This window comes from Pseudonocardia broussonetiae, from assembly GCF_013155125.1.
Taxonomy (GTDB): domain Bacteria; phylum Actinomycetota; class Actinomycetes; order Mycobacteriales; family Pseudonocardiaceae; genus Pseudonocardia; species Pseudonocardia broussonetiae.
The window spans coordinates 3118116-3139764 of sequence record NZ_CP053564.1 but is presented as its reverse complement, the minus strand read 5'-3'; the positions used below and the strand labels follow the sequence as shown (position 1 = coordinate 3139764).

General features: G+C 74.7%; 13 protein-coding genes. 7 read left to right on the top strand and 6 right to left on the bottom strand.

The window, feature by feature from the left end:
* Nucleotides 1-28 precede the first annotated feature (28 nt).
* Nucleotides 29-1309 carry a carboxylate--amine ligase gene (locus HOP40_RS15585; protein WP_172159222.1) on the top strand — a complete coding sequence of 427 codons (1281 nt, stop codon included), beginning with the start codon at nt 29-31 and terminating at the stop codon, nt 1307-1309.
* Nucleotides 1310-3598: 2289 nt separating this feature from the next.
* On the opposite strand, the gene HOP40_RS36795 is transcribed toward HOP40_RS15585, so the two are convergent.
* Nucleotides 3599-4261 (bottom strand): pentapeptide repeat-containing protein, encoded by a 663-nt coding sequence (locus HOP40_RS36795; protein ID WP_420821820.1) that lies wholly within the window; start codon nt 4259-4261, stop codon nt 3599-3601.
* A 1655-nt stretch (nt 4262-5916) separates the two neighbouring features.
* Here HOP40_RS36795 and HOP40_RS15575 point away from each other — a divergent pair.
* Complete coding sequence (locus tag HOP40_RS15575) at nt 5917-7056, top strand: acyltransferase family protein (protein ID WP_172159218.1); 1140 nt, start codon at nt 5917-5919, stop codon at nt 7054-7056.
* On the opposite strand, the gene HOP40_RS15570 is transcribed toward HOP40_RS15575, so the two are convergent.
* From HOP40_RS15570 to HOP40_RS15560, 3 genes are read right to left on the bottom strand one after another with little or no spacing between them, the layout of a single operon-like run.
* The gene (locus HOP40_RS15570) at nt 7044-8165 is read right to left on the bottom strand and encodes a cellulase family glycosylhydrolase (RefSeq protein ID WP_172159216.1); all 1122 of its coding nucleotides are present in this window, start codon (nt 8163-8165) and stop codon (nt 7044-7046) included. The genes HOP40_RS15575 and HOP40_RS15570 overlap by 13 nt on opposite strands.
* A 55-nt stretch (nt 8166-8220) precedes the next feature.
* Nucleotides 8221-9873 (bottom strand): choline dehydrogenase, encoded by a 1653-nt coding sequence (locus tag HOP40_RS15565; protein ID WP_172159214.1) that lies wholly within the window; start codon nt 9871-9873, stop codon nt 8221-8223.
* Nucleotides 9870-10760, bottom strand: coding sequence for a glycosyltransferase family protein (locus tag HOP40_RS15560; RefSeq protein WP_172159212.1), 891 nt, complete (start codon nt 10758-10760; stop codon nt 9870-9872). Before HOP40_RS15560 ends, HOP40_RS15565 begins: the two co-directional genes overlap by 4 nt.
* Nucleotides 10761-10937: 177 nt before the next feature.
* Between HOP40_RS15560 and HOP40_RS15555 the strand changes: the two genes are divergently transcribed.
* Complete coding sequence (locus tag HOP40_RS15555) at nt 10938-12236, top strand: glycosyltransferase (RefSeq protein WP_172159210.1); 1299 nt, start codon at nt 10938-10940, stop codon at nt 12234-12236.
* Here HOP40_RS15555 and HOP40_RS15550 read toward each other — a convergent pair.
* A complete protein-coding gene (locus tag HOP40_RS15550; protein WP_172159208.1) occupies nt 12202-13389 on the bottom strand; it encodes a glycosyltransferase family 4 protein in 1188 nt (395 codons plus the stop codon). The genes HOP40_RS15555 and HOP40_RS15550 overlap by 35 nt on opposite strands.
* Before the next feature lie 185 nt (nt 13390-13574).
* Between HOP40_RS15550 and HOP40_RS15545 the strand changes: the two genes are divergently transcribed.
* The 4 genes from HOP40_RS15545 to HOP40_RS15530 all read left to right on the top strand — a co-directional run bounded on the left by HOP40_RS15545 (nt 13575) and on the right by HOP40_RS15530 (nt 18950).
* Nucleotides 13575-15107, top strand: a complete 1533-nt coding sequence (locus tag HOP40_RS15545) for a P-loop NTPase family protein (RefSeq protein ID WP_172159206.1) — start codon at nt 13575-13577, stop codon at nt 15105-15107.
* Nucleotides 15100-16677, top strand: a complete 1578-nt coding sequence (locus HOP40_RS15540; protein WP_172159204.1) for a hypothetical protein — start codon at nt 15100-15102, stop codon at nt 16675-16677. Before HOP40_RS15545 ends, HOP40_RS15540 begins: the two co-directional genes overlap by 8 nt.
* 157 nt (nt 16678-16834) lie before the next feature.
* The gene (locus tag HOP40_RS15535; RefSeq protein ID WP_172159202.1) at nt 16835-17812 is read left to right on the top strand and encodes a hypothetical protein; all 978 of its coding nucleotides are present in this window, start codon (nt 16835-16837) and stop codon (nt 17810-17812) included.
* Entirely contained in the window at nt 17805-18950 is a 1146-nt protein-coding gene (locus HOP40_RS15530) for a DegT/DnrJ/EryC1/StrS family aminotransferase (protein ID WP_172159200.1), read from the top strand. The genes HOP40_RS15535 and HOP40_RS15530 overlap by 8 nt, the downstream gene beginning before the upstream one ends.
* Nucleotides 18951-20226: 1276 nt before the next feature.
* Here the strand turns inward: HOP40_RS15530 and HOP40_RS15525 are convergent.
* The gene (locus HOP40_RS15525) at nt 20227-21468 is read right to left on the bottom strand and encodes a glycosyl hydrolase (RefSeq protein ID WP_172159198.1); all 1242 of its coding nucleotides are present in this window, start codon (nt 21466-21468) and stop codon (nt 20227-20229) included.
* Between the last annotated feature and the right edge of the window lie 181 nt (nt 21469-21649).

The window sequence follows — 21649 nt, the reverse complement described above, 5'->3', positions numbered from 1 at the left end:
GCACCTCGAAGGATGATTCGGACACCTGATGCCGCACACCGCGACCGACCTGCCCCGCGCCATCATCCTGCACCCCAACGACGGGTGCCTGACGGTGGCGCGGGCGCTGGTGCGCCGCGGCATCGAGGTGCACGTCGTCACGAGCCCGTCCACTACCCACGTCCTCGCCAGCCGCGGGGTCACCGGACGGGCCCTGCCCGACCCGCGCACCGACGCGGCCGCGTGGCTCGCGGAGCTCGCCTCGCTCTCCGCCACCGGGGGCGGTGTCGTCATCTGCGGTTCCGACGCCGCGAGCGAGTTCGTCAGCGCCCACCGCACCGAGCTGGCCGAGAACCTGCGGACGTTCGAGTCCACCGACGGCGTGCACACCGCCGTCATGGACAAGAAGCGGCTCTACGAGATGGCTGCGGAGATCGGCGTGCGCGCTCCGTGGATGCACCTCGTCTCCACCCACGCCGAGCTGGCCGAGCGCGCCGCCGCGATCACCTACCCGTGCGTGCTCAAGGCCACCCTCGCGCACGTCGCGCGGGCCGCCGTCGGGCACGGGACGATCCGCGTGGAGAGCGAGGCCGACCTCCTGGAGAGCGCGGGCCGGCTGCTCGACCACGGCATCGACGTGCTGGTCACCGAGGTCGTCCCCGGTCCGGAGACCGACCTCGAGTGCGCGGTGACCATCCGCGACCGCGACGGCTCGTACCCGCTGGACTACACGCGCAGCAAGGTGCGGCAGTGGCCGCCTGACTACGGCGTCGGGTCGGTCATGGAGTCGCGCCGGCTCCCGGGCACGGCGGCGATCAACCGGCAGCTGCTCGACCACGCCGGGTTCGTCGGCATCTCGGCGTGCGAGACGAAGCGGCACAGCGGCAACGGCGAGCTGTACCTCATCGAGATCAACGTCCGTGTGCCCAACGGCTTCGGCCTGGCCGACGCGATGGGCGTCGACGGGTCGTGGCGGCTGTACGCGTCCGCGGCCGGGATCCCGCTGGGCCCGCAGCCCGAGCAGGTCGACGGGCGCAAGGCGATCTTCCCGGACCTCGAGTTCCGGGCCGCCGCCGCCCGCGTCCGCGCCGGCGACCAGACCCCGCTGCAGGTGCTCCGCAGCTACCGCGGCGCGCGGGACTTCGGGATCGTGTCGCTGCGCGACCCGGGTCCCGCGGTCGCGATGTTCGCACCGATGGTGCGCCGGCGGCTCACCCGCGTGCTCCGCGAGGCGTGGCAGCGGGTGCTGCGCCGCGGGGCACCGGCCCCGGCCCCGGAGGTCTCCGCACCGGTGTCCGAGATCACCCCGGAGCCGCGCCGCACCGCCTGACGCCGGTGCTCCGCCGCCGGTCCGTCGGGCTCCTCCTCCCGACGCTCCGCCGAACGGGTGAGCGCGCCGGATCCCCACACCCCTCTCCGCCCGTCCCCGGCCGGTAGGCTCTCGTCGGCGGAGAGTGTGCGTCCCTGGGCCGATCCGGGGTACGACGGAGGAGATGACGATGCCGGCACGACCCCACGGCCCGCGGTGCCGCCGTGTCGTGCGCGCATGGTGAGGATCCCCGCCGTCGCCCGCCGCGCCGGGTGGAACCTCGGCGACCAGATGCTCGTCAGCCTCACCAACTCGGTGCTGTCGTTCATGGTCGCCAACTCGGTCGACGCCCCGTCCTTCGGTGGCTTCTCCGTCGCCTTCACCGTGTTCGCGCTGGTCATCAGCGGCAGCCGGGCCCTGGCGACGTCGCCGCTGAACATCCGGTTCTCCGACGCCGAGAAGGACGAGGCCCACCGCTCGGCGGGCCACGCCACCGGCACTGCGCTGACCATCGGCTTCGTCACCGGCATCGGCTGCGGCATCGCCGGGCTGCTGCTCGACGGGCCCGCGTCGGCCGCGCTGCTCGCGCTGGCCATCGTGATGCCGATCGTCGTGGTGCAGGACTCCTACCGCTACGTCTTCTTCTCCCGCGGCCGCCCGTCGGCCGCCGCGCTGAGCGACGGCACGTGGACGCTGTTCCAGCTCAGCGCCGTCGCCGCGCTCCTCGTCTTCGGCGCCGAGTCGGTCGGCCTGCTCATCCTCGCCTGGGGCGTCTCGGCCCTGGCCGCCGTCGGGATGGGCATCAAGCAGTCGGGAACGTTCCCCGACCCCCGCCGCGCCCCCGCCTGGTTCCGCGAGCACCGCGACCTCACCGGCTACCTCTTCGCCTCCGCCGCCACCGCCCACGGCGCCAACCAGGGCGCGATGCTGGTGATCGCGGGAGTCGGCACGGTGCAGGCGCTCGGCTCCCTGCGCGGCGCCGCCCTGATCCTGGGGCCGACCTCGATCCTGTCCTCGGCCGCGATGAGCTTCGCGATCCCCGAGTTCTCCCGGCGTCGCAAGAACATGACCGACCGGCAGTGGCTGCTCGCCGCCGTCGGCGTCTCCGGCGCCGTCGCGTTCCTGGGGCTGTGCTGGGGCTCGTTCTTCCTGCTCGTGCCCGACCAGGTCGGCATCTTCCTGCTCGACGACACCTGGCAGGGCACCTCGGAGATCCTGCTCGCGGCGGTCGTGGCGCAGGTCTTCGCCTGCGGCACCATCGGCCCGGTCGTGATGCTCTACGCGATCGACCGCGCGTCGTCGACGCTGCCGATCCAGATCGTCCTCGGCTCGCTCACCTTCCTCTGCGGCGTCGGTGGCGTCGTGCTCGCCGGGGCGCCCGGAGCGCAGTGGGGCTTCGCGCTCGCCAACCTCGTCGTCATCCCGTTCTGGTTCTACCGGCTGTGGCGCGAGCTCAGGAAGCGCCGCGACCTCCTCGACCAGGAGGCCGAGGTCGATCCGGACCCGGTCGACGACCAGACCACCGCGATGGCCGCCCGCCCGTCGCGCAGCAACCACTTCATGGACGACCTGTCGTCGGCCCAGATGCAGACGATGATCATGCCGCGGATCGAGCCGCGCCCGCCCGCGCAGCGGCCGGTCCCCCGGCCCGTCCCGGCCCCCGCGCCCGACGCCGCCGCCACCCAGGCCGTCCCCACCCTGTCCGCCGCCGAGGCGACGCAGGCCGTGGCCGTCCCGTCGGCGAGCTCCGAGCCGGCCCCCACCCCCTCCTCCACCCCCGACGCCTCCGCCGACTCGGAGGCCACGCAGGTCACGCAGGCGCGTCCGCCGGACTCCTCCCCCGCTCCGGCCGTCGACGAACCCACCCGCGCGGTCCAGCTCCCCGACCGCGCTCCGGCCGACGCCGCCCCGGCCGACGCCGGCGGGACCGACGCCACCGGGGCCGACCCGAACGGCGCCGAGCGCACACGGCAGGATCGCATCCCGGCCGGCGCCAGCCTCTCCGGCGCCGACCTGTTCCGCTCGGGCGCCCGCCCCGACGCCCCGCACCCCGACGACGCCCACACCGGTGACGCCCGGTCCGACGCCCGGTCCGACGCCCGGTCCGACGCCCGGTCCGACGCCCGGTCCGACGCCGACGGTGCCCGGTCCGACGAGGCCGCCCCGCGGCCCGGCTACCTGCCCCCCGTCGGCCCGCCGCGGCCCGACGGCCGACCCGTCGGCGGCGGCGTCCCCCAGCCCGGCCCTCAGCAGTCGCCGCAGGTGCCGCAGCCGCAGGTCGACCAGCCCCGGGTTCCCCAGCCTCAGATGTCACAGCCTCAGGTTGCCCAGCCTCAGGTTGCCCAGCCTCAGGTTCCCCAGCCGATGCGGTCCGGCCCCGCGCCCCGCCCCGTGCCCGGCGGCCCCGTTCCCGCCGGACCCCTTCCTGCCGGCCCTCTCCCTGGATCCGCCCCCGGGCAGGGGCCCGGTGGGCAGGGACCCGGTGGACAGGGTCCCGGTGGTCAGGGACCCGGTGGGCAGGGACCCGGTGGGCAGGGACCCGGTGGGCAGGGGCCGCGCCCGTACGGCCCACCTCCCGGCAACGGTCCCGTCCCGCCCTACGGCCGCCCGCCCGGCGGCCCGCACCCCCAGGGCCCCGGCCCCGGTGGCCACCGCCCGCCCGCGCCCTACCCCGGCGGGCCCCAGCCCTACGGCCCGCCCCCTGTCCCCGGCGCCTTCGGTCCCGGTCCGCAGGGTCCTGGTCAGCAAGGTCCTGGTCCGCAGCGGCCCGGCCCACAGGGTCCCGGCGCCTACGGTCCCAGCCCGCAAGGCCCGCACCGACCGGGTCCCTACCAGCACGGCCCGGGTCAGCAGGGCCCCGACCAGCGCGGCCCCGGGCAGCAGGGCCCGGGTCAGCACGGCTCCGGACAGCCCGGCCCCGGACAGCCGAACCCGCCGCACCACGGTGCCGGACAGCACGCCCCCGTCCAGCACGGTCCCAGGCAGCCGGGCCCCGGCCAGCACGCCCCCGGACAGCCGAGCCCGTACGGTCCACAGCCTCCGCGTCCGACGCCCGGCGCGAGTGGACCTCCCCGTCCCGGGCACCAGAACCCGGGCCAGCCCCAACCCGGCCAGCCCCAACCCGGCCAGCCGCACCCCGACCAGCCCCGCTCCGACCACCAGGCCCCCGGCCGGCCCCACCCGGCCCCGCAGGGCGCGCACACCGACCAGCAGGGCCCGGACCGGTCGCACGCCGGCCAGCAGCGGTCCGGCGAGCAGCGGTCCGGCGAGCAGCGGTCCGGCGGGCCCCACCCCGGTCAGCAGGGCCCGCACCAGCAGGGCCAGGCACCCCACGCCCCCCAGCCCCAGCCCGGTCCCACTCCCGACGGCTCGCGCGCCGGCGACCCCGGCCGCCCCCCGCGTCCCACTCCCCGCGGCGACCGCCCGCAGCCGTCCCCTCGACCGTCCCCCGGCAACAGCGGCGGCAACGGGAACGGCCGGACCACCGAGCACGGGAACGGCCGGACCGCGAACAGCGGCAACGGGAACAGCGGCAACGGGAACAGCCACCCCACCGACGGGAACGGCGGCAACGGGAACGGCGGAGCCAACGGCACCGACAGGGCCGCTGGGAGCGCCGGAACAAACGGGAACAGCGGCACGAACGCCGGCGACGACCGCGACCGCGTCTCCTCCCCCTCCGACGCCGATCGGCCCGACGAGTCCCGCCGCAACGGCCACCCCCGCCCCTGACCCCGCTCTTGACCCCGCAGGCCCCGCAGTGATCGCCGAGAACGTCACCTCAACGCCCCGGCGGCGACCCTGACGGCACACTCTCGACGATCACCGCCTCATGATCACCAGGAGTGCGACCACACGGCCGTCCGCACGACCATGACGTCACACTCCTGACGATCTCCCGCCCTCGCGACCACCCGGGCCACCCCCACCCCGCCGCACCACACAGCCCGCCCTACCTCGGCGGCCCCACCCACCTCAGCCGCCCCACCCACCTCAGCCGACCACCACGGCCCCACCCCACCTCAGCCGACCACCACGGCCCCACCCCACCTCAGCCGACCACCACGGCCGCCCCACCACGGCCGCCCCACCTCACCTCGGTCTCCCCAACTCGGCCGCCCCCACCCCAGCCCGCCCCACCACGGCCGCACCACTCACGGCCGGCCAGCCCCAGCGCCTGAGCAGACGCCACAGACGAACCGCGGGCCCGCTCGCGCGCACGTTTCCAGTTCCCGCGCGCCGCCGGGGGCACGCGGGAGCCGGTCAGGTGCGCGGGAGCCGGTTACGCGCGCGCGAGACCGGCTCGGCGCGCCGGAGGACCCGCGCCTCCACACCGGCGTCCGCGTCGGTTCGCGGTGCGGAAACGGCGAGCCGGAAGCGCGGGCCGACCGCCGGAACGCGGGCCGACCGCCGGAGCGCAGACCCAAGCCGCCCCGCACCCACCGGCCCTCCATCCCACGACCCCGGCCACCAGCCCGACACACAACAGGCCCGACCCACGAGCAACCCACCACCCAGCCCAACCCGAGAACCACGACCGATCACCGAGCGTCCACCACCCCCACCCCCACACCGCCGTCCGTGGAAGTCTACTGTCACGTGAGAGTAGAGATCCCCGGAAGGAGCACATGATCGACATCCCGTCGGCCCTCCACCAGACCCCGCTCGCGCAGGCCTTCGACCCGCGCCGCAACAGCGTGAACGCCCTGCGCCTGGGTCTGGCCGGGCTCGTCCTGCTCTCCCACTCCCTGAAGTTCCAGGGCCACGAGGACCCGCTGGGCCACCTCACGGGCGGTGACGTCGACCTGGGCACCCTGGCCGTCGACGGGTTCTTCGCGCTGAGCGGTTTCCTCATCGCCGGCAGCTGGGCGGCCTCGCCGTCCACCGCCCGCTACCTCTGGCGCCGCTGCCTGCGGATCCTGCCGGCGTTCTGGGTGTGCCTGCTCGTCAGCGCGTTCGTGCTGCTCCCGCTGGCCCGACTGCTGGAGTTCGGCTCGCTCGCGGGGTTCCCGTGGACCGGGGAGCGGTCGGCGCTGTCCTACGTCACCTCCAACGCCGCGCTGTTCATCCAGCAGTACGAGGTGCCGGGGACGCTCGGGGGCGAGCCCGTCAACGGCTCCCTCTACACGCTGTTCTACGAGTTCGCGTGCTACCTCGGCATCGGTGCGCTCGGCGCGCTCGGCCTGCTGCGCGACCGGGTGTGGCCGCTGCTCGCCGTGACGGCGGCGGTGTGGCTGCTCACCGTCTCCGAGCTCCTCGACGGCGCGCTGCTCACCAGCCGCAGCGAGACCCTGGAGACCGCACTGCGCTTCGGGTCGATGTTCCTCGCCGGCGCGGTGGCCGCACGGCTCGCGCCGCGGCTGCCGATGGGGCCGGCGGGCGGTGCGCTCGCCGCGGTCGTGCTCGTGCAGTCCCTGGTGCTCGCGTCGATGGCGCCCACCCCGGAGGCGTCGACGCTGGTCCACGTCGCGATCGCGCCGGCCGCGGTCGCCTACCTGGTGCTGCTGGCCGGGTCGAGCCCGCGGCTGCACCGGGTCGGCGCGCGCCGCGACCTGTCCTACGGCCTCTACGTCTACGCCTGGCCGGCGCAGGCGCTGCTGCTGCTCGTCGGCGGTGCCGCCTGGCCGCTGCCCGTGTACGCCGCGGCCTCGCTCGGCGCCGGGCTGCTGCTCGCGCTGGCGAGCTGGACGTGGGTCGAGTCACCCGCGCTGCGCCTGAAGTCCTGGACGCCCGCGGCCCTGCGGCGGGACCGGCCTCAGGGCGTGTAGGTGCGCAGCATCTCCTGGACCGTCGGGTCGACGTCCAGGTTGCCGTACTCGCACTCCGACGCGTTGTCCGGGCCGGGCTGCCAGGCCCACATCATCGCGCCGGCGTAGCCCGCGCCCGTGGTGTAGGCCTCGGCCTTGAGGCGGGCCTGCTCGGCGCGCTCGGCGAAGTCCCGGTCGCACTCCTCGCCGGACTCCGAGGCGTAGAGCCCGAACTCCCCGACGATCACCGGCTTGCCCGCGGAGCCGCCGCGGACGTCGGGGCCGTGGTTGGACTCGACCTCGTTCTCGTCGTACTCGTGCAGCGAGGCGATGTCGACGCCGGGCGACTCGTTGAGCGTCGCGAAGTCGGCGTCCTCCCCGACGGCGTACGGGGCGATGGTGCCGGTCGCGAACAGGCGGTCGGGGTCGACCTCCTCGGCCGCGGCGCCCATCTCGTCGTAGAACTCGCGCAGCGCGCCGCCCTCGTAGGACGGCTCGTTGAAGTACTCGAACCAGGCGATGGTGGGCTCGCCGCGGTAGCGCTCCAGCAGCGAGGTCATGTGCGCGCGGAAGGCGTCGCGCTCGCCCTGGTCGTCGAACCAGCTCTCGTCCTTCTCCGTCTCGCCGCAGCCGGCGATGGCGTCGTCGAGCGTGATCGTCAGGTAGAGGTCGTGCCGCTTGGCCGACTCGACCGCCGCGTCGAGCCGGTCGATGTCCCAGTTCTCGAAGAAGAACAGGCGGACGGCGCCGTGGCCGTCGTGGCGCATCGAGGAGAACCAGGCGTCGACCTGCTCGGCCGACATCCGCTCGTCCTCGTCGCCGCAGTTGCCGGACCAGACGAACGAGTTGTAGCCCAGCAGCCACCACGGCTGCCCGTTGCGCAGGATCCGGTCGCCGTCGACGGTGATCGGGACGTCGGTGCCCAGCCCGTCGGCCGGGGGCGGGCTCGCGGTCGGGCCGGTGCCCCCCGACGGTGCCGGGTCACGGCCGACGACCACCGCGGCGACGACACCGATCACGACCAGCAGGGCCACGGCCGCGCCGATCACGAGGCGGCGACGGCGGCCGCCGGAGGGAGGGGTGACGCGCAGTGGGGTGGTGGACGGATCGCGGCCCGGTGCGTCGGACATGGTCAGGCGTTCCGGGCTCTCTCGATCACGGCGCGAAAGCTAGCACGGTCTACCGTTACGTCAGTGTCAGCCCGGCGGGGGCCAGCGGAGGCACGCCCAGCAGCACGTCAGCGGCCTTCTCGGCGATCATCATGACGGGCGCGTAGGTGTTGGCGTTGACGATGGTCGGCATCACCGACGCGTCGACGACCCGCAGCCCGTCGAGCCCGTGCACCCGCAGCGTCGACGGGTCGACCACCGAGTCGGGACCCGTGCCCATCCGGCACGACGACGTCGGGTGCAGCCCGGTCCGCGCGCGGCTGCGCACCCAGGCGATGAGCTCCTCGTCGGTGCGCAGGTCGCGGCCCGGCACGGTCTCGCCGCCGTCGAACGGGGCGAAGGACGGCTGGTCGAGCAGGTCGCGCGCCACCCGGATCGCCCGCGGCCACCACTCGCGCTCGGCCTGCCTCGACAGGTAGTCGAAGCGCAGCGAGGGGTGGTCGGCCGGGTCGGCGGAGCGCAGCCGGACGCGGCCGCGCGACTCGGGCCGCGCCGCCATCAGGTAGAGCTGGTAGCCGTGCTCGTCGACGACCGACGCCGGGTCGGTGCGCGTGGCGATCGGCGCGAAGGCGAGCATGAGGTCGGGGCGGTCCAGCGACGGGTCGGTGCGCACGAAGCCGCCGGCCTCGATCTGCGATGACGCCCCCGGCCCGCGCCCGGCCAGCAGCCACTGCAGCCCGATCGACGGCCAGCGGCTGCGGTGGCGCATCGTCATCATCGACACCGGCTGCGTGCAGCGGTTCTGCAGGTGGATCCCGAGGTGGTCCTGCAGGCCGAGTCCGACGGCGGGCAGGTCGAGCACCGTCTCGACGCCCACCTTCGCCAGGTGCTCCGCGTCGCCGACGCCGGAGAGCTGCAGCAGCTGCGGCGTCTGGATCGCCCCCGCCGACAGCACGACCTCCCCCGCCCGCACCTCGGTCTCCGGGCCGCCGTCCTGGCGCAGCCGCACGCCGACCGCGCGGGTGCCCTCGAACAGGACCTTCGTGACGAGCACGCCGCAGCGCACGACCAGGTTGGGGCGGCTGCGCACCGGGTCGAGGTAGGCCTTCGCGGCGGAGACCCGGCGGCCGCGGCGCACGGCGCGGTCGAAGGCGCCGAACGCCTCCTGCTCCTCGTTGACGTCGCCGGTCACGGCGTAGCCGGCCTCGCGGGCGGCACCGAGGAACGCGTCGAACAGCGGGTTGTCGACGGGCGCGGGCACCAGGTCCTGGGGGCCGCAGCGGCCCCGGCTCGGCCCGGCGACGGGGTTGCGGCTGTTCTCCAGGCGCGCGAAGTAGGGCAGGCAGTGCGCCCAGCTCCAGTGCTCCATGCCCGGCTCGGCCGCCCAGCGGTCGTAGTCGCCGGCGTGCCCGCGCTGGTAGACGACGCCGTTGATCGCGCTCGACCCGCCGAGGACCTTCCCGCGCGGGTGCACGAGCCGGCGCCCGTCCAGGTGCGGCTCGGGCTCGGACTCGAAGCTCCAGTCGTGGGTGCGGCTGCCGACGGCGTAGGCCATCGCCGCCGGCATCTCGACGAGCAGGTCCCACCAGCGGCTCTCCCGCCCGGCCTCGAGCACCAGCACCCGGACGCCCGGGTCGGCGCTGAGCCGGTGGGCGAGCACGCAGCCCGCCGAACCGCCGCCGACGACGACGACGTCGAACACGGGGCCGTCGAAAGAGGGCCCGCTCACCGCGCCGCCCCCGTCCACTCGCCGGTCTCCCGCGCCACCTTCTCCCAGTCGCGGCCGGTGGCCAGGTACGCCGTCTCCAGGTGCGTCGCGAGGTTCGGCGAGGCCGCCACCAGGACGTGGCGGTGGCGCGGCAGGCGGTGCGAGCGCAGGTTCATGCCCATCTTGAACGGCGCGAGCACCGCCGAGCGGACGCGGTCGCGCAGGGACGCGGCCGGGGTGAGCAGCACGAGGTCGCGCAGCAGCCCGCCCCAGCGGTAGGGCTCGAAGCCCTGGTAGGCGAGGCTGACGTCCCAGTCGCGGTACATGTTCGTGTGCGGCACCTTCGCCTGCCGGACGAGCGGCAGGTCCGTGCGCAGCGCGCCGACCCGCACGCCGAAGGTGCTGGTGGTGCCGAGCACGCGCACCCACACCTGCCCGTCGACGTCCCACTCCTGCGCCCGCCAGCCCCGCGGCTGCACGTGCGAGGGGTCGCTGACCCGACCGGCCGCGCGCTCGGCGGGCAGGGTCCCGTAGAGGGCGAAGTAGTGCGCGGGCACCTGCGCGGCGGCGCGGACGAGGTGCTCCAGCGCGTCGGCGGTGTGCAGGTAGTCGTCCTCGCAGAAGTAGACGAGGTCGTCGTCGGCCCAGCCGCGCTCGCCGGGCAGCCGCAGCGCCGCCATCAGGGAGCCGAACAGGCCCAGCCCGGGCAGCGCGACGATCTCGCCACGGCCGCGCATGAGCTCCAGCACCGGCTCGGCGACCGGGCCGTCGTTGAGGAACACGAGCTCGTGGTCGACGGCGTCCGCGGCCGTGAGCAGCGACCGCAGCGCGGTCTGCTTGCTGTAGTAGGGCGGCCGGGCCTTCGCATTGTCGCCGCCGTAGGAGCGGTACACGATCCGCAGGGTCACCCTCGCTGCTCCCTCGAACGGACGACAGGTCGAGGGGCAAGAGTGATCGCTGAGAGCGACGAGCTGCAACACGTCCGTCACGTGAGGGACGAGTTGACCACTACGCCGCGGGCCGGTGGGCGTCGAGCCGCTGTTACCGTCCTACCGACCTGACGTACCGGACGCACCTGGAGCGGAATGCCCGAGACCGCGCTCATCATCAGCGCGACGGCCCCGGTGCCCGTCGACAACGGGAAGCGCGTCGTCCTGCACGGCCTGCTGGAGTACCTCGTCGGCCGACTCGGCCCGGAGAACGTGCACTACGCCATCGTGGACGGTCGCGGCGGGGAACGACCCGACTTCCCGGGCGTCGCCCACCGGCTCGACCGGCCCGGCCCCGTCCGCCAGCTCGCCACCCTGGCCCGCCGCGTTCCCGTCGACCGCGCCTACACGGTCCAGGAGGCGATGTTCGGCTCCGCGACCCTGCGTGACCAGATCCACGACCTCGTCACCTGGCTGCGCCCCGACATCGAGATCTACGACACGCTGCGCCTGGGCCAGCACGCGCCCGCGTCCCCGCGTGGCCGGCGCCGCGTGCTCTACCTCGACGACCTCTTCTCCGTGCGCTACGACCGCATGCTCGCCGTCGACGAGCGCGGCGACGTCGACATCAACCCCCTCGGCGAGTTCGCGGCCAACGTGCCCGCGCCGCTGCGCTCGCTGATCCGCCACCGCGCGGTCTACCGCCCTGTGCTGCGCATGGAGCGCGACCGGATCCGCCGCGCCGAGGCCCGGGTCGTGCACGGCTTCGACACGAGCCTGCTCGTCAACATCGACGAGGTGCACCAATTGCGCGCGCTCGCGGGCGTCGACTCGGTGCGGGTCGTGCACGGGATGCTCCCGCCGGTCACGCCGCCGCAGCGCACCCCCGCGCAGCCGCCGGAGCTGGTGTTCCTGGGCCGGCTCAACATCCCGCACAACGACGACGCCGTGTGCGCCTTCATCCGCGAGGCCATGCCCGAGCTGGTGCGGCGCCACCCGGCCCTGCGCCTGCGCATCATCGGCAAGGACCCGAGCGAGGCGCTGCTGGCGCTGGTCGGGCGGCACCGGGACAACATCGTCCTGGAGGGCTTCGTCGCCGACCTCGACGACGTGTTCGCCACCGCCACCGTCTCGCTGGCCCCGCTCCGGTTCGGCAGCGGCGTCAAGATCAAGATGCTGGACGCGCTCGCCCGCGGGGTGCCCACGCTGGCCACCACGGTCTCCGTCGAGGGCGTGCCGGTGGCCGCCGACGGCGCGAGCGGCTGCTACGTCGAGGACGACCTGAGCCGCTGGCCCGACCTCGTCGACGAGATGGTCGAGCCGACGCAGAACGCGCAGCTGTCGAAGGCGGCCGTGGAGTTCTTCGAGTCCGTCTACGGCCGCGAGGTCGTCACGAGGCAGTACGACGAGATCTTCGGTCTCAGCGCGCCGGGAGCGCCCCGACCAGGCGCCTGATCTGGGCCACGCCGTCGAGCTCGTCGGTGACGAACCGGCGGCCGGCCCCGGCGAGCGCGGCCCGGCGCTCCGGGTCGTCGAGCAGCGCCCGCACGGCCGCGGTGAAGGCGGCGGGCCCGTCGGCGACGAGCAGGTGCTCGCCGTCGCGCCAGTGCAGCCCGCGGGCCCCGACCGGCGTCGTCACGACGGGCAGCCCGGCCGCCATCGCCTCGATCATCTTGATGTTGATGCCGGCGCCGTTGCGGACCGGGTTGACGAACACGTCGGCGGCCGCGAGGTGCGAGGCCGCCTCCGGGGCGTCGACGGTGACGCGCGCGCCCGCCGCCTCCAGCTCCGCCACCAGCGCCGCGGGGGCGCGCCTGCCGACGACGTTCAGCTCGGCGTCGGGCCGGCGCAGGTCGGGCCAGCACCGCCGGGCGAACCAGGCGATGCCGTCGGAGTTGTTGGCGTTGTCCAGCGCGCCCAGGAACAGGACGGTGCCCCCGGGCTCGGTGCGCGGAGCGCGGGTGGCGGCCTCCTGCGGCGGCAGGAACGGCGGCACGTGGATCACCGGGGTGGAGGTCGCCGCGGCGCGCACCGCGGCCTCCTCCTCGGCGATCTCGGCGAACACCGCGATCCGCGGCGCGGCGTGCACGGCGGCCTCCGCGCGGCGCAGCTTCCAGGCCTCCGCGGCGTAGGGCAGGTTGCGCGGGAAGCGGGAGCTGCGCGCGAGCTGGTCGAAGTAGGCCGACTCGACGTTGTGCGGGCGCACGACGGCCGGCACGTCGAGCTCCTCGGCCAGCGCGACGGCCAGGTGCGCCACCCGGAAGCTGACCGCGAGCACCGCGGTGAAGCCCTCGCCGCGCAGCCCGTCGGCCAGACCGGCGGGCAGCGGGCGCGACGCGAACAGGTACGGCGTGAGCGACAGGTGCGACAGCGGGCCGGTGCGCCGCGGGATCGCGGTCACCACGGCGCCGGGCAGCGCCGCGCGGTGCGCCGCGAGCTCCGCCCCGTCGACGCCGGGCACGAGCACGTGCAGCGCGACCCCCGCCGCCAGTGCCGCGCGCAGCTGGTTGAGCGACTCGACGCGGCCGCCCGCGTCGGCCGGCACGAAGGCCTCCTCGGCGATCGCGAGCCAGCGCTGTCCTCGGGTGTCCGGAGCCTCGGGATGCACGCCGCCATCCTGTCGCGCACCGTCCGGGGGCCGCCTTCGGGTGACGACCGTCGGGGCGGCGGGCACGGTTGGTTAGTATGACGGCCGACCGACGCCTGATCACGCGGATCGACGGTCACCCCGTCGTCACGGGATCCGCCCGGTCGATCCCCGGCGCCGGGCCCGTCACGCCCGAAGGAGTTCCTGTGCCCGACGTCCCGCTCGACTCGACCTCCGAGCGCACGAGATCGGGGGTACTGGCGACGGTCCGCACGCACGCGGCGGCGATCGCCATCGGTCTCGTCGCCGGTGCGGTCGTCGGCTACGTCGGCTCCCAGTTCCTGCCCACCGAGTACACGGCCACCTCGAAGATCTTCTTCGAGGCCAACGGGCCGTTCAGCCCGGACCAGGGCGGGGGCGGTGACGACGCCGTGCGGTTCGTCGCCAACCAGGCCGCGCTCGTGCTCACCTCCGACGTGCTGCAGCCCGCGGCCGACGCCGTGGCCGTCCCCATCGAGGACGTCCGCGAGAGCGTCACCGCGGTGGCCGGCACCGACACGAGCGACGTCACGATCACCGCGATCGCGCCCGCCGCCGAGCAGGCGCAGGCCATCGCCGACGCCGTCGCCAACTCCTACCGGACGGTCGCGGGCCAGCGGGTCACCGCCGAGGCCGACGCCGCCGTCGCCGCGGTCACCGACAACGCCCCGACCGGCGCGGGTGCGGCGGCCGCCGCCGCGGCCACCGACAACGGCGCCACCGCGAGCGCGATCCGGCTGCGCGCCGCCGCGTACGGCGACGGCGTCTCCGCGATCGAGCCGGCGATCCTTCCCGAGGCCGCCTCGGCCCCGCTGCCGCTGCAGAACGCGCTGATCGGCGGCCTCATCGGGCTGTTCCTGGTCACCGGCGTCAACCTGCTGCGCGACCAGCGCAAGGCCGGCACCGCCTCTGTCGCCGACCTCGACCTCATGCTCGGCGCGCCGCTGCTCTCCCGCTACCCGGCGCCGGGCTCGCGGGCGATCTCCGACCTGGTCAACGCCGACTCCAACTCCGACCGCTTCCGCGCGGCCAACGACGTGCTCACCGCGATCGACGTGCGCCTGGAGGGCATCCGCCGCCCGAGCGTGCTGTTCCTGAGCTGGCAGAACCACCTCTCCACCACCGCGCTCACCGTCTCGGTGTCGCTCGCCGCGGCCCGCGAGGGCCGCCCGGTCGTGCTCGTCGACGGCGGCGGCAAGGAGCGCGGCATCTCCTCGCTCACCGACGTCAGCCCGGGCCGCGGCCTGGAGGGCCTGGCCAACCTGGCCACCCCGATCAGCGCCTCGCTGCGCACCTGGCGCGTCGCGAAGGCCGAGCTCGGCGTCGTCCCGCTCAGCGACTGGTCGCCCACGCCGACGAGCGCCGCGGCCCGGCCGCAGGTGCTGCGCGCGGCGATGGAGCGGCTGCGCGAGAGCTCGGTGCTCAACCTCGTCGACGGCCCGCCGCTGACCGAGCGCTCGCTGGGCCTCGCGCTCGGCCGCGGCGTCGACGGCGTGGTGCTCGTCCTCGACGAGGACACCTCCGTCGACGACGCCCAGGAGATGGGCCGCCGCATCGGCATCGCCGGGATCTCGGCCATCGGCTACGTCCTGGTGCGCGCCCCGCGCCGCCGCCTGCGCGAGAGCGACCGCTCCGGCGGGCGCGGCGAGAGCGCCTACGAGAGCGACATGGTCATCGAGGAGGACCGCGCGCGTGCCTGAGCGGCCGGGCGGCGACGGGGAGTTCCCGGGGAGCGGGTCGTTCGACGACGCGCGCACCCAGCTGCTGCCCGTCGTCGCACCGCGCGCCGGGTACGCCCCGCGGCGGCGCCCCGGCGCCCCGCCCCCGCAGCCGCGGCGCATCGCCCGGCTCGCCGAGCGCGTGCCGCTGGCGTCGGTCTACCTGCTGATCGTCACCATCACGCTGTTCCAGCGGTTCGTCGTGCCGGGCACCGTGGTGTCGGTCGCGCTGCCGGTCGCGTTCGTCGTGCTGATCGGCCTGGCCGCGCGCGGGCAGCTGTCGGCCGACGTCACGCGGGTGGCGCTCTACCTCGCCGCCGTCGCGGCCAGCCTGCTGTGCACCGTGGTGGTGTCGGCGGGGTCGGGCCCCGCCCCCTCGTTCACGTCGCTGCTGCTGCTGCTCGTCCTCTACATCCCGCTGTGCTTCCGGGTGAAGGACCGCCTGCGCGACCAGTTCCCGCGGGTGCTGGAGTTCTACCAGCGGATCATGCTCGTGGGCGCGGTGTTCTGCATCCTGCAGACGGCGATCCAGCTCGCGGGGGTGGGCTACGAGGACCTGTTCGACACCTACCTGCCCCCCACGCTGATCTTCACCGAGTACAACACGACCTACCCGATCTACTACGGGTCGCCGATCCTCAAGGCCAACGGCTTCGTCTTCCTCGAGCCCAGCTTCGCGTCCCAGTTCCTGGCGATCGCGATCATCGTGCAGCTCATGCTCGACGGGAAGCGCTGGGGCCGTCTCGCCCTCTTCGGCGCCGCGCTGCTCGCGACGGTGTCCGGCACCGGCATCGCGCTGCTGGGCGTCGGCCTGGTGGTGCTGGCGATCCGCCGCGGCGGCCGCTGGACGGCCCGCGCGATCACCGCCACGTTCGTCGTCGCCGTGGCCGTCAGCTTCACCCCGGTGGGCGCGCTGCTCGCCGAGCGCACCGGCGAGAGCTCGACGTCGGGCTCCAGCGGCAACGCGCGGTTCGTCGCGCCCTACGTCGTCATCGCCGACGCGATCGGCCGCGACGAGAGCGTGTTCCTGGTCGGGCGCGGGGCGGGCACCGTCGACTCCGACGTCGCCTTCTTCAACCCGCAGGGCCTGCTGGTCAACTACCCGGCGCTGCCCAAGTTCATCGGCGAGTACGGCGTGCCGACGGCGCTGGTGTTCCTCGCGTTCATCCTGACGGTGCTGCTGCGCAACGTCCCGTCGCCCACGCTGGGGTTGATGGCCGCCACCGTCTACTTCGTGCTGTCCGGGAGCCTGCTGCAGCCGCAGACGGTGTACCTGTGCTGGCTGCTGACCGGCCTGTTCGCCGCGGCGCGGGCCGGTGAGGTCGCGGGCAGACGGGTGCGCCTGAGCTCGGCGGCGGCGGTCGAGCCGGCGCGGCGGCGCTCCCCCGCCCCGGCACCGCCCGTGCACGCCTCGCCGGTGCCCGGTCCCCGCCTGGCCGCGTTCGACAACGCCCCCGACCGGACGATGGCGGTGCCCGTCCTGCGCCGCCCCGCTCCCCCGGCCGGACCCCCTCCCCTCACCAACGGGCACCGCCCCACCCACCAGCGGTAGCCGTCCCGTCCGGACGAGTGCCGGGTGCGGGCCCGGACGGGTCCGATGAGAGAGTGTCCGGGCCGATCCGCGCACGCTCGAGCGATGCGGGTCGGCTCCACGGCAGGTGCGTGACGGAGATGGCGGTCACGCTGAGCGCCACCGCGAACGGAGTGACATGACGACGGCCACGAGCCGGCCCCTGCGGGTCCTGCACCGGTCCTACGGCGGGGACAACGCGAAGCCACGCCCGGAGTACTACAGCAAGCTGCTGGCCCTCGCCGCACTGCTGCGCGCCGCCGACGCGCTGGACGTCGCCCCGGAGCTCGTGTTCATCAACGACGGACCGATGCCCGACGAGCGCCTGCGCGTGATGGAGCGCTTCGGCGAGGTCGTGCCGGTCCGCAGGGGCGGCAGCGACACCAACTCCTACCGCGAGATGCTCGCCGACGAGAACGCGCGCACCGGCGAGCCCGACGACCTGCTCTGGCTCGCCGAGGACGACTACCTCTACGTGCCCGACGCCCTGCGCCAGCTCGTCGCCGCTGCCGCCGCCCTGCCCGCCGACTACTTCACCCTCTACGGCTCCCGCGCCGTCGACGTCGAGCGCAGCGGGCGCCGCCCCGTCATCCGCCCGGAGCCGGCCGCCGAGGGCACCGGGCAGTACGTCGAGGTCGGCGACGTGGCGTGGTACCGGGCCGCGGCCACCACCAGCACCTTCGCGATCACCCGCCGCGCGCTGGCCGAGGACGTGCGGCTGCTGCGCCACTTCGCCCTCACCGGCGGAGCGTGGGACAGCGCGACCTGCAAGGCCATCCAGGGCTTCGCGCCGTTCACCGGGCAGCGCCTGCGCCGCGACTTCCTCCCCTTCGGCGAGGTGCCGCCCGCGCAGTGGCCCAAGTCGGTCGTGCGCGGCGCGCTGCGCGTGGCGTCGATCCCGGTGTCGGTGCGCCGCCCGCAGCGGCGCCGCGCCCTCCTGGGCAGCGACCCCGAGCTGATCCTGCACATGGAGGCGCCGGACGACCCGCCGCGCCGGCTCAGCACGCGCACGCAGAAGATCGACTGGGCGGCCGTCGCGGCGGAGACCGCGGAGTGGGCCAATGACCACGGCATCCCCGTGGTGATCCCGGCACCGTCCGGCGGGTCCCGTGGCTGAGCACGCGCCCGTCCCGTTCCTGCGCCCGCAGCTCCCCCCGCTCACCGAGGTGCAGCGCTACTTCACCCTCGCCGAGCAGGCCCGCTTCTACTCCAACGGCGGCCCGTGCGAGCGGCTGCTGCGCGAGCGCCTGTCCGACTACCTCGACGGCGCCACCTGCATCCCGGTCAACAACGCCACGAGCGGGATCATCGTCGCCGTGCTCGGGGCCGTGCACCAGGCCGGCACCCGCGGCCGCGGGCTGGTCGTCACGCCCGCCTACACGTTCGTCGCCACCGCCGGGTCGATCGAGGCGCTGGGCTACCGCCCGCTGTTCGTCGACGTCGACCCGGACGGCTGGCAGATGGATCCCGACGCCCTGGAGCGGGCGCTGGCGGAGCACGGCCACGACGTCGCCGCGGTGCTCGCCACCCACACCTTCGGCACTCCTCCGCCCGCCGGGCTGCAGGACCGCTGGGCGGGCGCGTGCGCGGCGCGGGGCGTGCCGCTCGTCGTCGACACGGCGGCCGCGTTCGGCGCCGTCGACGAGGCCGGGTCCCGCACCGGCACCGCCACCGGCACGCACGTCTTCTCCTTCCACGCCACCAAGCCGTTCGGCGTGGGCGAGGCCGGGATGATCTCCACCCGCGACCCCGAGCTGGCCCGCCTGCTCGACGGCATCCGGCAGTTCGGCTTCGCCGAGGGCCGGGTGGCCTCCCTGCCCGGGATCAACGCGAAGATGGACGAGCTGCACGCGGCCACGGCGCTCACGGTGCTCGACACCTACGCCGACGTCCTCGCCGCCCGCCGCTCCACCGCCGAGTTCTACCGGCAGCACCTGGAGCCCGCGGGCTTCCGCTTCCAGACCGGCTCGGCCGGCGGCACCTGGCAGGCGGGCTACCTGCAGGCCCCCGACCCCGCCGCCCGCGACGCCCTGCTGGTGGCCGGGCGCGAGGCGCAGGTCGGCATCACGGCGTACTACGAGCGCCCCCTGCACCACCACCCCGCCTACGCCCACGCCCTGCTCGAGAGCGCCCTGCCGGTGTCCGAGGCCCTCTCCGCGAGCGCCCTGGCCCTGCCGATGGCCAACGACCTCACCGAGGTGGAGCGGGCGCGGGTGGTGGAGGTGGTGCTGGCGACGGTGGGGGCGGCGGCCTGACGCCTGCATCGTTCGCGGCGCTGCCGCCCGGCCTCGGCGAGCGGGTGCCGACGGGGTGATCGTCGAGAGGGTGACGTCACGGCCCCTGCACCGACCGCAGGGTGACGGTCTCGGCGATCACTGTGGTCCGCGCGACCCGGCCCCTCCTCGCTCCCCTGCAGGCTCGCGTTCCGCGGAACGCTCCGAACCGCGCACCCTCCTGCTCCGCACCCTTCCGGACGTTCGGGACACCGACGTCGGCTCCGTCGTCGTCCGCGTTCCGCGGAACGCACAGGACCGGTCGGAGCCAGGTGATCACCGAGAACGTCACCGTCACGGTCCCTGCGACGACCGTGACGGTGCGGTCCTGACGATCACCGTGATCCCCCTGGGCCCACCCGCCCGTACGCCGCAGCGCCGGGCCCACAGCCGTCCGCGTTCCGCGGAACGCAGAACTCCGGGTCCGGGCCCGCGTGATCACCGAGAACGTCACCTCACGGTCCCTGCAACGACCGTGAGGGTGCGGTCCTGACGATCACCCGCGTTCCGCGGAACGCGGCCGAGGCGACGGCGGCCGGCGCTCGCGCCGGCCATCGCCTCCCAACTTCCGAAGGCGCCGGAGCGGGTGCCGACGCATGATCGTCGGGAACGTGACCCCACGGCCCCGGCACCGACCGCAGCGTCACACTTCCGGCGATCACCGCGATCACCGCGATCACCGCGATCACCGCGATCACCGCGATCCCCGCGATCCCCGCGGCCCCACCCGTCCGCACGCCACCGCGCCGGATTCACAGCCGGTCCGCGTTCCGCGGAACGCACACAAATCGGTCGGGCCGCGTGATCACCGAGAACGTCACTCACGGCCCTTGCGACGACCGTGACGGCGCGGTCCTGACGATCACCCACGTACAACGGAACGGAGCGTTCCGCGGAACGCGACCGGAGCGCAGGGCCGGCCCCGATGCCCAGGGCCACAACCCCGTCGCACCTCCGTGTTCCGAGCGCGCCGGAGCAGGTGCCGAGACATGATCGTCGAGAAGGCGCCACCACGGCCCCCGCACCGACCGCAGCGTCACGATCCCGGCGATCCCGTGGTCCGCGCACCCGACCCGGGCCCACAGCCGCCCGCGTTCCGCGAAACGCAGAACTCCGGTTCGGGGCCGCATGATCACCGAGAACGCGACCTCACAGCCCCAGCGACAACCGTGACAGCACGGTCCTGACGATCACCCGCGCCCCGCGTAAGACCGGGCAGAACAGCTCAGCCCGCGCCCCCGAGGACCCACCAGGAACCTCAGCCGCCCCACAGGCTGCGGTACACCTCGGCCGACTGCGGGTTGGCCCCGTCGTCGAGCGTGGTGGCGAAGGCCGACTCGTTGAAGTACGTCTCGTACTCCATCACGTCGGCCCCGGCCAGGAACGTCTCGTGCATCTTCTCCATGTACACCGGGTTGTCGCCGATGCCGGAGCTGATCACGCCCCACTCCGTGACGCCGACGCCCTTGCCGTGGGCGCGGGCGAAGTCGATGACCGAGCACAGGCCCTCGCTGTCGCGGCACTGCTCGTCGAACTCAGCGGCGGTGGTGGAGGTCGGGTAGTGGTCGTAGGGGTCGATGCCGACCACGTCGACGACGTCGTCGCCCGGGTAGGACTTCCAGGCGTCGCCGTCGGAGGTCTGGGAGCCGTGGGCGTTCATGTTCCACTCGAAGCGCGCGTCCGGGGCGGTGGAGCGGACGGCCTGCACGACCTGGCGGTAGCACTGCTTCCACGCCGTGACGTCGGTGGCGCTCCACTCGAACCAGTCGCCGTTGAACTCCCAGGCGAGCCGGGTGTAGGCGTCGGTGCGGCCGGCGTTCGAGAGCGCGGTGCCGTAGCGGGCCCAGTTGGCGTCGTACGCACCGCTCGCGCACTCCGACAGGCTCCCGCCGGAGCCCTCCGGCCAGAACGGCTGGGAGATGACGAGGGCGTGCGGCGAGTCGCCCCAGGCCGACAGGATCCAGCTCGCGGACTCGATCTCCTCCCACGAGGAGCGGTCGCTGAAGCCGTGCACGACGTCGATGGGGCGGCCGCGGAAGCTCTCCCAGCGGTCGACCTCGCTCTGCGTCCCGATGACCAGCCCGGAGCGCCACGGCAGGCCGCCGGGGGCGTTGCCGGTGACGCGACGACGCGTGGTGCCCGTGGCGGCCGGCTCCCCGGAGCCCTCCGCCGCGGCCTCCCCCGACCCCGCTCCCGATCCCGCCTCCTCGGTGGCGGGTCCCGTGGCCTCGGGCTCGGCGCTGGGCGCGCTGTCGACGGCGGCGGGCGCGGCGAGCACCGGGGGCACGTCGGGGGTGGGCGGGATCAGCGACAGCAGGTCGGGCTGCGCGATCTCCGGGGGCACCGTGAGCTGGTCGACGACGTACACGCCCGCGCACACCGCCGCCACCGCCATGACGACGCCCACCGGGAGCCAGCGGCCACCGAACCCGCGCCGCGGCGCCGGCGCGGCGGACCGGCGGTGCCTCGGCTCGATCGGGGGTGCCTCGGGAGCGCGCATGTGGTGACCTCTGTGCTGGTTCGCGCCGGGCGGAGCGGGGAGCGCACCCGGCAGGGCAGGACCGGGGGCGAACCTATCACCCGAAAGCGTGACGATCCGGATCACTCGGCCGGCCGCCCCGGTCTGCGCCGAGCGTGCGGGGAGCGTCGACGAAAGGATGGGCCGTCCGCAGTACGGTCGG